The sequence below is a fragment of the Nodosilinea sp. LEGE 07298 genome, assembly GCF_015207265.1.
Taxonomy (GTDB): domain Bacteria; phylum Cyanobacteriota; class Cyanobacteriia; order Phormidesmidales; family Phormidesmidaceae; genus Nodosilinea.
Map to the genome: position 1 here is coordinate 30,652 of NZ_JADEXE010000017.1, position 14,367 is coordinate 45,018.

General features: G+C 55.0%; 11 protein-coding genes and 1 tRNA gene. 8 read left to right on the plus strand and 4 right to left on the minus strand.

Going from position 1 to position 14,367, the window contains the following annotated elements; translation table 11 throughout:
• The first annotated feature begins 336 nt into the window (after positions 1-336).
• Together gltB and IQ273_RS04195 are read left to right on the plus strand one after the other, a co-directional pair.
• Complete coding sequence (gene gltB, locus IQ273_RS04190) at positions 337-5,043, plus strand: glutamate synthase large subunit (RefSeq protein WP_194021919.1); 4,707 nt, start codon at positions 337-339, stop codon at positions 5,041-5,043.
• Positions 5,044-5,368: 325 nt separating this feature from the next.
• A complete protein-coding gene (locus IQ273_RS04195; RefSeq protein WP_194021920.1) occupies positions 5,369-5,563 on the plus strand; it encodes a hypothetical protein in 195 nt (64 codons plus the stop codon).
• 16 nt (positions 5,564-5,579) lie between these two features.
• Here IQ273_RS04195 and IQ273_RS04200 read toward each other — a convergent pair whose 3' ends face one another.
• On the minus strand, positions 5,580-6,677 hold the full coding sequence (locus IQ273_RS04200) for an FAD-dependent oxidoreductase (RefSeq protein ID WP_194021921.1): 1,098 nt from the start codon (positions 6,675-6,677) through the stop codon (positions 5,580-5,582).
• A 58-nt stretch (positions 6,678-6,735) separates the two neighbouring features.
• Between IQ273_RS04200 and IQ273_RS04205 the strand changes: the two genes are divergently transcribed.
• The 4 genes from IQ273_RS04205 to IQ273_RS04220 all read left to right on the plus strand — a co-directional run bounded on the left by IQ273_RS04205 (position 6,736) and on the right by IQ273_RS04220 (position 10,100).
• Positions 6,736-7,602, plus strand: a complete 867-nt coding sequence (locus tag IQ273_RS04205) for a YaaW family protein (RefSeq protein ID WP_194021922.1) — start codon at positions 6,736-6,738, stop codon at positions 7,600-7,602.
• 48 nt (positions 7,603-7,650) lie between these two features.
• Positions 7,651-8,280: a J domain-containing protein gene (locus IQ273_RS04210; protein WP_194021923.1), complete on the plus strand. Its 630-nt coding sequence runs from the start codon at positions 7,651-7,653 to the stop codon at positions 8,278-8,280.
• A gap of 54 nt (positions 8,281-8,334) precedes the next feature.
• Positions 8,335-8,607 carry a DUF3143 domain-containing protein gene (locus IQ273_RS04215; RefSeq protein ID WP_194021924.1) on the plus strand — a complete coding sequence of 91 codons (273 nt, stop codon included), beginning with the start codon at positions 8,335-8,337 and terminating at the stop codon, positions 8,605-8,607.
• A gap of 758 nt (positions 8,608-9,365) precedes the next feature.
• A complete protein-coding gene (locus IQ273_RS04220) occupies positions 9,366-10,100 on the plus strand; it encodes a hypothetical protein (RefSeq protein WP_194021925.1) in 735 nt (244 codons plus the stop codon).
• A gap of 265 nt (positions 10,101-10,365) precedes the next feature.
• Here IQ273_RS04220 and IQ273_RS04225 read toward each other — a convergent pair.
• Positions 10,366-10,447: transfer RNA gene (locus tag IQ273_RS04225), tRNA-Leu, on the minus strand.
• A gap of 466 nt (positions 10,448-10,913) precedes the next feature.
• Between IQ273_RS04225 and IQ273_RS35660 the strand changes: the two genes are divergently transcribed.
• Together IQ273_RS35660 and IQ273_RS04235 are read left to right on the plus strand one after the other, a co-directional pair.
• The gene (locus IQ273_RS35660) at positions 10,914-11,084 is read left to right on the plus strand and encodes a hypothetical protein (RefSeq protein WP_397197017.1); all 171 of its coding nucleotides are present in this window, start codon (positions 10,914-10,916) and stop codon (positions 11,082-11,084) included.
• A 313-nt stretch (positions 11,085-11,397) separates the two neighbouring features.
• The gene (locus tag IQ273_RS04235; RefSeq protein ID WP_194021926.1) at positions 11,398-12,156 is read left to right on the plus strand and encodes a hypothetical protein; all 759 of its coding nucleotides are present in this window, start codon (positions 11,398-11,400) and stop codon (positions 12,154-12,156) included.
• On the opposite strand, the gene IQ273_RS04240 is transcribed toward IQ273_RS04235, so the two are convergent.
• Both IQ273_RS04240 and IQ273_RS04245 read right to left on the minus strand, forming a co-directional pair.
• Positions 12,153-12,740 (minus strand): ribonuclease HII, encoded by a 588-nt coding sequence (locus tag IQ273_RS04240; protein WP_194021927.1) that lies wholly within the window; start codon positions 12,738-12,740, stop codon positions 12,153-12,155. The genes IQ273_RS04235 and IQ273_RS04240 overlap by 4 nt on opposite strands.
• Positions 12,741-12,757: 17 nt before the next feature.
• A partial coding sequence (locus IQ273_RS04245; protein ID WP_194021928.1) for a ribonuclease E/G occupies positions 12,758-14,367 on the minus strand: 1,610 nt, incomplete at its 5' end.

Here is a 14,367-nt window from a genome sequence, read left to right on the forward strand (position 1 = left end):
TGTAAATTACAGATAAAGCGCAGCATGCGCTAATGCTTTCTTGGCTAGTTCTTGGCTAGAGGCTGTTGCCGCTGGCTTTCTCAATTAGGGCACGACGAGTAAGGACATAGCGAGCTGGCCCAGCTGCAGGCACTGCCCCCAGCCCAGACTGGATGGCTCACATCCTGTTCAAATCAGATTAGGTCAGTCAAGTTTTTCTGGCCGGGTTCTTTGTCCCCTAATGTAGTTCAACGCCTTCGTCGCTGTTGTAGGGCGGCGCTGCTAGTCCTCCCAGCACATAGTTTTTTTGCTCGCTACTCAACATATTAGTTTTGCTCTTCCGTAGGACGTACCCCTGTGAATCAACCCTATCAACCCCGGCAGCACACCCGTTCTGAATGGCCCAACTGGGGACCTAAATCACTGGTCGAAGAACGGGATGCCTGCGGCGTAGGCTTTTTGGCCGATCGGCAGAATCGTCCCAGCCACGACCTGGTATTGAAGGCGCTAGCCGCCCTCGACTGCATGGAGCACCGGGGGGGCCGCTGCGCTGACCAGGACTCTGGTGATGGAGCTGGGGTGATGACGGCAATTCCGTGGGCCATGCTAAACCGCTGGGCAGAAGATCAGGGTTGCGGGCCGCTGGAAAGCGATGGTCAAAGACCGGCTCTGGATAGCCAACGCACCGGGGTAGCAATGATGTTTCTGCCCAATCACGAGGCAGCAGCGGCCTTTGTTCGCGACACCTTTAACCAGGTCGTTGAAGCAGAAGGTCTCGATGTCATCGGCTGGCGGATTGTGCCGGTGCGGCCTGAGGTGTTGGGGGCTCTGGCGAAGCAGTACCAGCCCCGAATTGAGCAGCTAATTGTGGCGGCGACCGAAACGGGGGCAGACCTGGAGCGTCGTTTGTATCTGGTGCGTCGCCAGGTGCTGCACCTGGTAGCGAATGCCGTGGCCAGCCCCGGTGACTTGGCGGCAGATCTGGTGGCAGGGCTCGAGGAGTTTTACGTCTGCTCGTGCTCATGCCGCACCATTGTGTACAAGGGCATGGTGCGATCGGCGGTGCTGGCAGCGTTCTATAGCGACCTGCGCGACCCCGACTACGTCAGCTCCTTTGCAGTCTATCACCGCCGCTTTAGCACCAACACTATGCCCAAGTGGCCCCTGGCTCACCCTATGCGCCTACTGGGCCACAACGGCGAAATTAATACGCTGGTGGGCAATATTAACTGGATGGTGGCCCGTCAGGCTGATTTGTACCATCCGATTTGGGGCGATCGCTTTGATCTACTGAAGCCAATTGTCAACGCCGACAACAGCGACTCGGCCAACCTCGACAACGTGATGGAGCTGCTGGTGCGATCGGGGCGTTCTCCCCAAGAAGCGCTGATGATGATGGTGCCCGAGGCCTACAACAACCAGCCCGAGCTAGATGCCTACCCCGAAATTACCGACTTCTATGACTATTACAGCGGCCTGCAAGAGCCCTGGGATGGACCGGCCCTGATCGTCTTCAGCGACGGCACTCAGGTGGGGGCAACGCTCGATCGCAACGGTCTGCGCCCGGCCCGTTACGTGGTCACCAAAGATGACCTACTGATGGTGTCGTCAGAGGCTGGGGTGCTGAATGTTACCCCCGAAGACATTCTCGAAAAAGGTCGTCTAGGCCCTGGCCAGATGATTGCCGTAGACCTACACAGCCAGGAAATTCTCAAAAACTGGGCAATCAAACAGCGAGTGGCTACCCGGCACCCCTACGGCCAGTGGCTACAGGAAAACCGGGCCGAGCTTCAGCCCAAGCTGTTTCAAGAAGCGACTCTCTATTCCTCTGATCACCTACTGCGCCAGCAGAGCGCCTTCGGCTACACCCTCGAAGACGTCGACATGATCATTCAAGACATGGCGGCTCAGGGCAAAGAGCCGACCTTCTGCATGGGTGACGATACTCCCCACGCGGTGCTGTCAGAGAAGCCGCACCTGCTCTACGACTATTTCAAGCAGCGCTTTGCCCAGGTTACAAACCCGGCGATCGATCCCCTGCGGGAACGGCTGGTGATGTCGCTGGCCACTCAGCTCGGTGCCCAGGGCAATTTGCTGGACGAGCAGCCCGAGTATGCCCGGCTGCTGAAGCTAGAAAGCCCGGTGCTCAATGAGATTGAGCTGGAGCAGATCCATAACTCAGGTTTTGCCACGGTTACCCTGTCTACGCTGTACTCCATTACCGACGGCCCCGCTGGACTGAAAAAAGCTGTGGACGCCCTGTGCGATCGCGCCGACGAGGCGGTCAAAGCGGGCAAGACCATTCTGGTGCTCAGCGATCGCGTTGACGATCAGGGCAACCCCGCACCCCTCTCCGCTGAAACCAGCTATATTCCCCCGCTGCTGGCGGTGGGGGCCGTACACCACCACCTGATTCGCAACGGGCTGCGCATGCGCGCCTCTCTGGTGTTAGAGACAGCCCAGTGCTGGAGCACCCACCATTTTGCCTGCCTGATTGGCTACGGAGCCAGCGCCGTGTGCCCCTACCTGGCCCTGGAGTCGGTGCGGCACTGGTGGAATGACAACCGCACCCAAAAGCTAATGGAGACTGGCAAACTGCCGGTAACTACCCTCAACGGGGCTCAGGATAACTACCGCAAGGCGGTGGATGCGGGTCTGCTAAAAATTCTCTCCAAGATGGGGATCTCGCTGGTAACCAGCTACCGGGGAGCGCAGATCTTTGAGGCGATCGGCATTGGCCCCGACCTGCTCGATCTGGCGTTCCGAGGCACGACCTCGCGCCTGGGCGGTATTTCCCTTGCCGAGCTGGCCCAGGAAACCATTCGCTTTCATCAGCGGGCGTTCCCCGAGCTGTCGGCCAAGCGGCTGCAAAACATGGGCTTTGTGCAGTCGCGGCCCAGCGGCGAGTACCACATGAACAATCCCGCCATGTCTAAGCTGCTGCACAAGGCGGTGGCCGATCGCCAGTACGACCACTACGAGCTGTACCGCGCCCAGCTCGAAAATCGACCGCTCACCGCCCTGCGGGATCTGCTCGATTTTGAGAGCGATCGCGAGCCGGTTTCTGTAGACGAGGTCGAGTCGGTAGAAACGATTATGCGCCGCTTCTGTACTGGGGGGATGTCGTTGGGGGCGCTGTCGCGTGAAGCCCACGAGGTGCTGGCGATCGCCATGAACCGCATCGGCGGCAAGTCGAACTCCGGGGAAGGGGGCGAAGACCCCGTACGCTTTACAGTGCTCTCAGATGTAGATAGCGACGGCAATTCATCCACCTTCCCTCACCTACACGGACTTAGAAACGGCGACACCGCCAGCTCAGCCATTAAGCAGGTGGCCTCGGGCCGCTTTGGGGTTACCCCCGAGTACCTGATGCATGCCAACCAAATCGAAATTAAGCTGGCCCAGGGAGCCAAGCCTGGCGAAGGTGGTCAGCTGCCCGGCAAAAAGGTTAGCTCCTACATTGCCATGCTGCGCCGCTCGAAGCCTGGCGTAGCCCTGATCTCGCCGCCGCCCCACCACGACATCTACTCCATTGAAGACCTGGCTCAGCTGATCTTTGACCTGCACCAGATCAATCCCAAGGCGGGGGTGTCGGTGAAGCTGGTGTCAGAGGTTGGCATTGGCACGATCGCCGCCGGGGTGGCCAAGGCCAACGCCGATGTGATTCAGGTATCGGGCCACGATGGCGGTACCGGGGCCTCGCCGCTCAGCTCGATCAAGCACGCCGGGGTGCCCTGGGAACTGGGTCTGACCGAAGTGCACAAGGTGCTGATGGACAACGAGCTGCGCGATCGCGTTACCCTACGCGTTGACGGCGGCCTCAAAACCGGCTGGGATGTGGTCATGGGGGCGCTGATGGGAGCCGAGGAATTTGGCTTTGGCTCCATTGCCATGATTGCCGAGGGCTGTATTATGGCGCGAGTCTGCCACACCAACAACTGCCCGGTAGGTGTCGCTACCCAAAAAGAAGAGCTGCGCCAGCGGTTTACCGGCGTGCCCGAGCATGTGGTCAACTTCTTCTATTACATTGCCGATGAGGTGCGATCGCTGCTGGCTCGCCTGGGCTACACCTCACTGCTCGACATTGTCGGACGGGCTGATCTGCTCAAGGCCCGCGCCGGCGTTACCCTAGCCAAGACTAACGGGCTAGATCTGACGACCCTGATGGCTCTGCCCGATGGTCGCGGCGATCGCAGCTGGCTCAAGCACGAAACTATTCACAGTAATGGCCCCGTGCTCGACGACGAGATGCTAGCTGATGCCGATATTCAGCAGGCCATTCAAACCCAGGGCAGCGCCACCAAGACCTACACCGTAGCCAACACCGATCGCACCATTGGCGCTCGAGTCGCCGGGGCGATCGCCGAAAAGTATGGCAACGGGGGCTTTGAAGGACAGCTCAACCTCACCTTTGAGGGCAGCGCCGGTCAAAGCTTTGGGGCCTTTAACCTACCCGGCATGACCCTAACCCTCGTCGGCGAGTCGAACGACTACGTGGGCAAAGGTATGCACGGCGGCGAAATTGTAGTTAAGCCCCCGGCGGGCATTACCTACGACCCTTCGACCAACGTGATTGTAGGCAACACCTGCCTCTATGGGGCAACCGGTGGCACCCTTTACGCGTTGGGTACCGCCGGGGAGCGATTTGCGGTTCGCAACTCCAAGGGGCAGGCGGTGATTGAAGGGGCTGGGGATCACTGCTGCGAGTACATGACCGGCGGCGTAGTCGTGGTGTTAGGGCCGGTAGGGCGCAACGTGGGCGCTGGGATGACCGGTGGATTGGGCTACTTCCTAGACGAAGACGGCCGATTTCCGGTACGGGTTAACCCCGAAATTGTTAAGGTTCAGAGAGTGATTACCCCCGCCGGAGAAGCCCAGCTAAAGGCCCTAATTGAAGCCCACCTGGCCCATACCGGCAGCCCTAAAGCTCAGCAGATACTGGCCAACTGGAGCAACTACCTGCCCAAGTTTTGGCAGGTAGTGCCTCCATCCGAGGCCGACATGCCAGAAGCCAACCCCGATACAACCAGCACAGAGAAGGTACTCAGCTCTAGTCAGTTGTAGTTTAGCTAGGCATAACTCTGCTAGGCGCAAAAGTAGGCATATAGGGGGAATGGAGGTGAGAACAACAGGGGAAATGGCTCTCCTACTCGACTCTAGACCCTCTGTATTATTAGTGCTGGTGTCCCTATGTGTTACAGTTAATCTTTGGTCATGGCACGTCGTCAGTGGCGAATGCCAGTGCGGGCAGAGTGTCTGGTAGGTAAGTGCTGCCGTGTCTGCTAATTTGGTTCGGGCCGATAGCGCCTCCCAACGTGGGGACCACTCCCCATGTAACCGCCATTCTTTGTTTGCTGATCACACCTGCCCTGTTGTCTGAGGTTATTGAATGTCTAAGCGTCGCAATCCTAAAAAAGAAAAAGCTCTACGCAACCAAGCCTACGCCCGAAAGTTTCGCAAGAAGCGTTCTGGCAATCAGCGATTCTTCCGCCGCAACAACTCCGGCGCTACCGATGAAGAAAGTAGCGACGATAAAGAGAGTAGCGATTACTCCAGCAATAACAACAGCAACAGCAACAACTAAGCTAGCCGAAAAGCTTTTACGAGCTTAGAGTTTTGACTAAGGCAGCGGCGGCGGCGCGACCTGATGCGATCGCGCTTTCTACGTTCCCTCCGTTACACCAGTCGCCGCAGCCTACCAGACTCGGTAGTTTAGGGCTACTCAAAATCGAGGCACCCAAGGCCTGTCGCACAAACCCATAGCGCCAGCGATGAACCTGCATCCATTGGGGAGAACGCATCCACGCCCCCAAAGTTGCCGCCTCTGACAATAACGCGTTGCCCACAGGCTCTAAGTCGGCTCGATCGAGAGCATTAGATGCAAACGCTGAGTTGCTATGGAGCACCACCACCGATTCCTGAGGATCGGTGCGTTTGCTGCTGTCTAAGGCCAGCCATCGCAGAGTGGGGTGGGTCTGGCTAGTAATCATCCAACCGCCTGAGCCGGTTTGAAGCGGCAAATTTGCCGCTTGCGTGGGGCTGTAGCTTGCCATAACTGTAATTACAGCTTCAAAATCAACTTGCTGAAGCTGGTGCAGCAACTCTTTGACTCCTTCACAGTCCTGGACGGTTCCATGCATTAGTGCTGCTGCCTGGGACGCAGGAATAGCTATCACCACGGCTCTGGCTTCAAATGGTTCGGACTGTTTTGCGCTGTCTTCTCTCAGAGATTCCCCATCAATGCGCCACCCTTGGGGGAGCGGGGTTACATCGGTAGCTCGCCAATGCCGGTGGATAGTCAGCCCTGGTGCAAGAGCTTTAGCAATCGAACTCATCCCTTGCGGTGCGACGTAAAGCGTGCCGGTTGCCGTAGCTTTTAGTGCCCCATCAGCCCCAAGGTCAAAGCTCTCTGGCCGCCAGGGCTGTAAGATACCGGTCGCCATTAGGTCAGGAATGATGCTGAGGTTCGGGTCAGCAAAGGACTGCAGATATCGACAGCCGTGGTCTATGACCGTATTGTCGATGCGGCGGGTCGCAAGTCGCCCCCCTAACCCCCGCGACTTATCGACCACTACGACCCGATAGCCTTCCTGGCGAAGCGCTTGAGCCGCTGTTAGCCCGCTTAGCCCTGCCCCAATCACCACTACATCTTCCATGCCGGTTTCTCCTAAAAATTTTTCCTGCCGCCGTTGCCCCACATCCTATCCTGGGGAATTGTGTAAAAATGTAAGACAGTTTTTAACACGGTGACGCCCGGTGGATGAGCTGCGGTCTGCCCTGGAGCTAGCAACAGACGATGAACTTCTGGCCCTAACAGAAATGCTGTTTCGGCCGCGATTTAACCCGCTAGATTATTTGCAAAATGTTGATCCGCTGATTGTGCAAAGCGGAACTCGCCAACAGTGGCTCGACCGTCTAGAGCAGCGCTTTCGGTTTTTGGCTGCCGATGGCTTGACCGTGATCCATGGCCAAAGCCAGCGAGTAACTTATCGCCAAGCGCTCATTCAAGTTTGCCGCTATCTCAAGTTGCCCTACGCTCAAGCCTGGTCTACCGATGACCTAGAGGCAGAGGTCTTTCTGCACCTGCTGCGCAGCAATTGGCAAAAGCTGCCTCAGGCCGAGCGCGATCGCCTCCAGCAGACTTTAAAGCGGTCCCTAGCAGGCTCAGCCCAGTTTGAGGCCTTACCGCTTGCCCTACAGGCAAATCCCCTGGGCTTGCTAGCCAAGGGGAGCGGTGCTGTAGCCGTTAGTGCCGTGCTGCGACCCTGGCTACTCCAGCAAATCGCGCAGCAAATGGCCTTTCAACTTGCCCGTTATGAGGTGGCCCGCCAGGCCATGATAAAGGGTGGCGGCACGGTAATGGCTCAAATTCACCAGCGGTTTACCCTGCGCATGGTATCCCGAGGGGTAGCGACCAGCGCCGCCCGTTACGGGGCTACCCGAGCCATTTTTTCAGTCCTGGGACCTGCCCTGTGGGGCTGGTTTCTGGCTGACCTAGGCTGGCGGGCGGTAGCCACTAACTACGGCCGCGTCATTCCAGTGGTATTTACCCTGGCCCAAATTCGTTTAACCCGATCGTTTGAATTCCAATCATTTGAAGATTGGGAACTGGCCCCAGGGTAATGGTTCTTAGACCATGCTCCTCGCCAACTGCCCTGCCAGTGGGATGCTATGCCTGATTTAAACTCAAATTCCAAAACCCACTACGATCAGTTGGGGGTCAAGCCCACCGCTAGCCCCCAGCAGATTCGACGTGCCTTTCGCGACCTAAGCAAGCTCTACCATCCCGATACCACCGATCTACCTGCCGCCGAAGCCACCGAGAAATTTCAGCAGCTCAATAATGCCTACGCCATTCTCAGCAGCCCTGACCGCCGCTGGGCCTATGACCAGCAAGTGGGCTACTCCCGCATTTCGGTTATGCAGCCTTTAGAGTCACTGCGGCAAACTCCGGCCACTTCCCAGCGGCGTGAACCCGCCAACATGTACCTCGACCCCACCGATCGCCCCCTCTCGGCGGGAGAAATTTTTGCCCTCTTTATTCTGGGCCTAACCTTCATAGCCTGCTTGGCCCTGGTCGTTACCGTCAGCCTCACCCGTGGTGAGTACGCGACCAAGTTGGTGGAAACTGGCTTAGGTCCAAGCCTAGAAACACGTCTTGAGCAGGCTCTCCCTGAGACCGAAGCGTCACCGGCTTTACAGGCGGGCGAGGCAGAGGCATCATTCAAGTCGGCACCTCCACTGCCGACCAAGCCTGATCATTCAAGGCCCTCAGCAGCTTCGCCACCGACATGGCTCTAACCCTGGCTCTACTGTTGGCCCCATACCGTTGGTTTTATACTATTACCCTTTCCTATGGCACTTCCCTCGGCGGCTACTCCTCTCTACAATCATCCCCTGCCCGACATCGAAGTCTGGCTGCGTCAGCAGGGGTGCACTCAGGACAGCGACGAACTCCACAGTTGGCACATAGTACGCCCTCGCTGGGAAGCAGAGATTGTACTTGAAACGGACTGCATTGTGGTGCGCTATATCAGCGCTGGGGCTGACGAAAAGGATATCCAGCGAGTGTTCAAATATTCTCTCAGCCGCCAAGATTTAGAAGAGGCTATTTTTTCTGGGCCTTAACGAGTACTATCCACTATTTCTCCTTGATACAAACATTAGCGCTCTTCAATGACTTTGAGCAGAGGAAAGTTTTTGTAAGATCGAAGCAGGCACTCCTCGAAACTAATGCATGAGACCAGATGAGCTCACAGCAAGCGCTTCGCAGAAATCACCGTGCGATTGAAACGCTCGACAGCATAGTCAACACCTCGAAAGTTAGCTCATCCAAATTCATTCCTGCCTTGCTTAAAGCCATACTCCACCCAATTTCTCAGCCATAGAGGTTCCCAACCTTTTTGTAGAAAATACCATTAATTTAAGTCATCATCATCCAGCTTGAGGCAGGCGGCAGGGCTTCTTTGCCAGTGGTTGGTTGCTGGTAGCGATGGCACGCCATTTGAGATACGCCATTTCTCAAATAAACCGATTTTTTCCTTACAGCCTCTTCATATTTTCTTTACGAAAACCTCATAAAACACCTCACGTCTACAGTTAAGTTGAGGTTAACCAGAGGTAAAGGGAAGCTGATGTTTGGGTTATGGAAAGTTGTCGGGCTTCTAGCCCTATGTTGTACCCCTTTCCTTAGCAGGCTAATTCGGGACTAGAGGTTGATGGCCTTCTGTAGCACAGGAGCATTACATCTCGCTCGCTGAGGGCAGTTAAGACGTGCATGGATTTGCATAACGACATCGTTCTTTGATAAACGCCGCACTACAGGCGGCAGGCCACCCAAATCTCTCCCTAGAAATGCCTTTTCAGGACTCACTACAGGAGGAGCCATGACTGTCTTTAACTCGCCTAGATCTAAGGCTCGCAAGAAAAGCGATCAGCGAAAATACGATATTTGGTTCAACTTTCTGATCACGCTGCTAGCCACCAATCTATTGAGCATCTATGTTGCTAGCCATGGCACCGCTGACCTGAACTTTATTTTTTATGAAGATGGGGTATTGGAGAGCTTGAGCGCAATCTTTTACTTTGCAGCGGCAGGTATTCTTGCGCTTGGCTTTAAAAATAGACCATCTCCGCTACGGTTTTGGTGTTTGTTTTTCGCCGTACTGATGTTTTTAGTCGGAGGAGAAGAAATTAGCTGGGGGCAGCGTTTATTTGGCATCGTGACGCCTGAGTCGCTAAGCGCGGTAAATGTTCAAGATGAGTTTAATATTCACAATATCGACGGCATTCACCAGCACGTACGTCTAGCAGGTGTTGCATTTGTGAGTCTTTTCTGTTTTCTAATTCCTATCAGCAATCGGTTAAGCGAGTCTCTAAATCAATTCTACTCGCGGTGGGGGATACCAGTATTTCCCTTCAACACGATGTGGTTGGTACTACTGTCTTTGCTGTTCATGACAGTGCCACGAGGCATGAATTTGCCAAATACCTTCGTACTTGACGAAATCGGTGAGTTCTTACTTTCCTTTGCTTGGATTCCCTTTGCGCTGTACAACTCTCTGGGGGTTACTTCTAATGCCGCCGCTGAAGCTAATGCCACTACTGAATGTGATGCATAGGGTAGAGTCATCACTCTACCTATGTTCATTTTAAGGTCTAAGAGATCACCTAGGATCCATACTGTAGGTGATCTTTTGGCAAATATTAAATTTGGAAGCGATCGCGCGATCGCTTCCAAAAATGTTTCTAACTTGAAGCAGGGCTATAGGGGGTAAACATCTTCCCCAGCAAACTCATAGCCCAAACGCTAAAGCGCGAAGCATGTAGACAATACCAACGTGAGTATTGGACCAGTACCCCGCGCTTATAGCGAAGATGATCATATGCGGATGAAAGGACTTGAACCTTCACGTCCGAAGACACTAGAACCTAAATCTAGCGCGTCTACCAATTCCGCCACATCCGCATTCGGCTTCTAAGCATAGCAAACAATGGAGGCATATGGAAACTTATTTCATTATTCCTTTTGCCGTGGCTGAGCTGGTGACAGCATGCATATGCATTCAGATTGATTAACAGGGTCAAGAGCGGTCGGTAGGTGCTGCCCAGGGACCACCTGGCTAACGTAGTCCCTGGGCATGGTAACCGTTAGGGGAACGGTACACCGTTGAAGACTGGTCAGACGCAACAGCCATGCGACGGATTAGATTCTTGGGGACTAAGACTACTGAATCGGGGCAAATGCTAGGACGGGCATTGTTGGAGTATCCGGATGACAGAACCTCTGTCCAATCAACAACATGGTTTACCCTAAATCTACAGTGCGGGTTAGCAACGGCCCGGAAAACACGACATGAGGCTTGTTAGGCAATCTTATCTGATTAATCTTTAGAGGCTTTTTGACCGGGCTGCGCTACGTCCTTAGCAGTTTAGTGCTGTGCCTGACTATCGTTGATATTCCCTGTGGTTTGCAGTCGATTAAATTGGGGACTGCCACCATAACTCGCTTTGGGCGAAAGATCGCTGACAAGAGCAACTCTAACAGCAGTCTCAAGCTTGTGCTGAACCTGGCCTGTTTTTCTTCGACTAGAAAACTGTGCTAACACATCTGCTTTGCGCGGTTTTTTAGCCATTACTACTGTTGAGTTGCCCTTTGTAAATCAACAGTAGTAATGGCTTTCCTTGGCTTTTTTCTTTTAGGCATAGTTTGCAACACTTATAAAACTGCATCACATTTCAGTGATTTAAAGACCCGGAAAAGCCTAACAAATACTTCGAAATCTTTATACTATAAAGCTCTAAGCAAGATGCTTTGGAATTATTGCAAATTTGGTGAAAGTGTTTTTTCTGAACATTGATACTTCGATGCCCACTCCATGATTAACTTATAGGCTGGTTCATCATGGGGATAGATTAATGTACAACTTAGAGCAATTTTCTAAGGCCGACATGTGCCAGTGCGCGGTAACGCTGCGCAATATGGATGAGCGATCGCAGAGTATGGAAGAAACCGCTGACCGGGTGGTTCGCTACCTGCACGAGCACTTTGTTGACCAGGACACCGGCAAACCTGCCTGTGCCCTAATACGCTTTTTTAAAACCCACCCCTTTGGGTTTTTGCCCCCGGCGGTGCAGGAGTCGGCCCGAGGCATTCTGCAAGGTCAGTATGTACCTTCAGCCACCAAATGTCTGACCCTGCTAGCTACCGCTGGCGACGAGCCCCAGTGGAACCAGCGTCAGGGGTCTACCGGCCACCAGGCCATTCCGCTGGTCGATCAAGACTTTGTGCACCGGGCACCTATGATTTTGCAGCTTATTCAGCAGTTTGGTCTAGAGGTTAGCAAGGTGATTGAAACTGTACCTACTCTGATTACCGACACGCCGCATAAGGCCTTTAACGTGTTCTACATCCCTACTGCGGTAGGCAGCCCCTACATTCCGGCGCAGAAAGAGTTTGTGAAGCCCTATGGAGTGCAGTCAGTGCTGGGCTTTGGTGGCTTGACCCCAGGCGGGGAGCTATTTGCGGTAATTCTGTTCAGTAAGGTGCCAATTCCCTTAGAAACCGCTGACCGCTTTCGGTGGCTTTCGGCCTACGTGCGCATTGCTATTGAAGGGTTTGAGCGAGCCAATACGTTTACCGAGTTGGCGGCTGTGGCAACCCCAGCCCTACGCTAGCTACAGCCCTTGAACGAGCGTCGGTGCTGAGCAGTTGGCCCCAGGGTTTGCAGAGCCAGACGATGGGCGGCGCTACCGTAGCCTTTGTTGCGGGCTAGATGGTAGCCGGGGTAGCGGCGATCGAGGCGCACGATCAGGCGATCGCGCCAGGCCTTGGCCAAAATGCTAGCGGCAGCAATTTCGGTATGCAGGCGATCGCCTTGCACTACCGTTTGCTGAGGTAGGCCCAGGTTGGGGATAGGCTGATTACCGTCAATTAAACAAAGTTTTGGTGGCACACTTAGGCGTCGCAATGCCCGGGTCATCGCCAGCAGACTGGCATAGAGAATATTCAATCGCTCAATATCGTGGACGGTAGCTAGCCCCAGGGCATAGTCTGTAGCCAGAGTTTGAATTGGTACCACTAAACTCTCGCGCCGGGCTGGGCTCAGGCGCTTGCTGTCGGTCACACCTAGCGCCTGGAGCTGTTCACAAGCGCTAGGCAGCAGCACTACCGCTGCTGCTACCACGGGGCCAAACAGGCATCCCCGGCCTACCTCATCGACCCCAGCTACATGGTTCGTTGGGCCATATTGAGAATCCACAAGCACTCAACTCTGGTTTACTCGTCACTACCATCATGGTCATCGCCATCAGCAGCGGAAGATCGACGGCGACGGCGACGGCGCACATTACTCGTAGCTTCGACCTCTGGCTCAGGGTTCACTACATCTGGGCTGGGGTTGGCACTGGCTGAGGTTTCAACGACTGGCTCTGGAATACCTGCGATCGCCTCTGGCAAAGCAGCATTGGGGTCAATTGTGTCGGCTTCCTCGGCCTTAGCGCGGGCTGCCCGGGTACGCACCGTACGACTGGGAGATGGTTTAGATAACGAAGATGCAGGTTCTGCGATCGCAAGTGCAGGTACCTCTGCTGGAGCCGTCGCAGAATCCCTCGCTAGGGTTTCCTCAGAAGACGAGACCGTTTCTGGTGGTGCTTGGCCAGGCAGCACCACAGACACCACCACATTGCGGGGGTCAGATACCTCTTGGGTGGACAGCACCATTGGCGAAATCCCCATCATGGCGTAGATACGCTGCTCATCGGGGGTCATTTCTACGGTCACAACCTGAGGTGTGGTCGTAGACTTACGGTTCCGGGACGAATCGCTTGGTGCATCGTTTCGGCTCCCAGTCCGCCCTCTGCCGCGAGGTAGTGCCTTATCTTCCTCAGACTTACCGGTTAGCACCGGTGGTACCGACTCAGCAAGCTCCTTTTCCTCAATACCAGGCCCTGGCCCTGGCCCTGAATCTTTAGCTATGGGTGCTTCTCTACCATTGCCCCGAGTAGTAGGTAAGGGATCGCGGCGGCGGCGACGACGATTGTTGCCTCGCCCTGAACGGTCTTGGTAACTGGGGTGGTTGACTAGATCTAGCTCCTGCAGGTCGGAGCGGCCCTCCAGACTATCTGTATTTCCTAAAGCTGTATTGTTTGCTAAAGGTGGTGCCAGTTGAGGCGCAGCAGCACCTCCAGAAATCAACGCTCGCGGCACGTCTTGTCCACCATCGGCTGGGGTCTCGCCGGGCAAGTGAACCAGGTGACCTAGCCCGCCGCAGGTAGGGCAGGGGCGGCCAAACAATTCATAAATATTTTGGCCCTGACGCTTGCGAGTCAGCTCTACCAGTCCTAACTCGGACAGCTGCGAAATTTGAGGTCGGGCTTTATCAGAGCGTAGAGCTTTATTGAAATGCTCTAGCACCTGCAGCTTATCGCGCCGCGAGTCCATATCAATGAAGTCGACCACGATCACCCCGGCAATGTTGCGCAGACGCAGCTGCCGAGCAATTTCGGTAGCCGCTTCGCAGTTGGTCCACAGCACCGTTTCACGGGCAGTGGCCGAGCGCGTAAAGGAGCCAGAGTTAACGTCAATAACCGTTAGCGCCTCAGTGCGCTCGATGATAATATAGCCACCAGAAGGCAGATCTACCCTGGGCTTAAGGGCCTCACGAATGGCCGCATTAACCCGAAAATATTCCAAAATGGGAATGCGTTCGCGGTGGTGGTCGATTAGCACCCCGGTAGGCACTTGGCCATCGCTCCAGTTAGACAGGTGCTGCTTCACCCGTTTCATGCCGGTACTAGAATCAGTCACAATGCGGTTAACATCGGCATTGTAGGCGTCACGCAGCACCCGCTGAATAAAGTCGTCATCGCGGTTGAGCAGGGCGGGGG

Bases quoted from the DNA above. Each gene is read 5' to 3' on its own strand.
- IQ273_RS04235 (WP_194021926.1), top strand. From the start codon at position 11,398: ATGTACAACTTAGAGCAATTTTCTAAGGCCGACATGTGCCAGTGCGCG.
- IQ273_RS04220 (WP_194021925.1), top strand. From the start codon at position 9,366: ATGACTGTCTTTAACTCGCCTAGATCTAAGGCTCGCAAGAAAAGCGAT.
- IQ273_RS04215 (WP_194021924.1), top strand. From the start codon at position 8,335: ATGGCACTTCCCTCGGCGGCTACTCCTCTCTACAATCATCCCCTGCCC.
- IQ273_RS04195 (WP_194021920.1), top strand. From the start codon at position 5,369: ATGTCTAAGCGTCGCAATCCTAAAAAAGAAAAAGCTCTACGCAACCAA.
- IQ273_RS04210 (WP_194021923.1), top strand. From the start codon at position 7,651: ATGCCTGATTTAAACTCAAATTCCAAAACCCACTACGATCAGTTGGGG.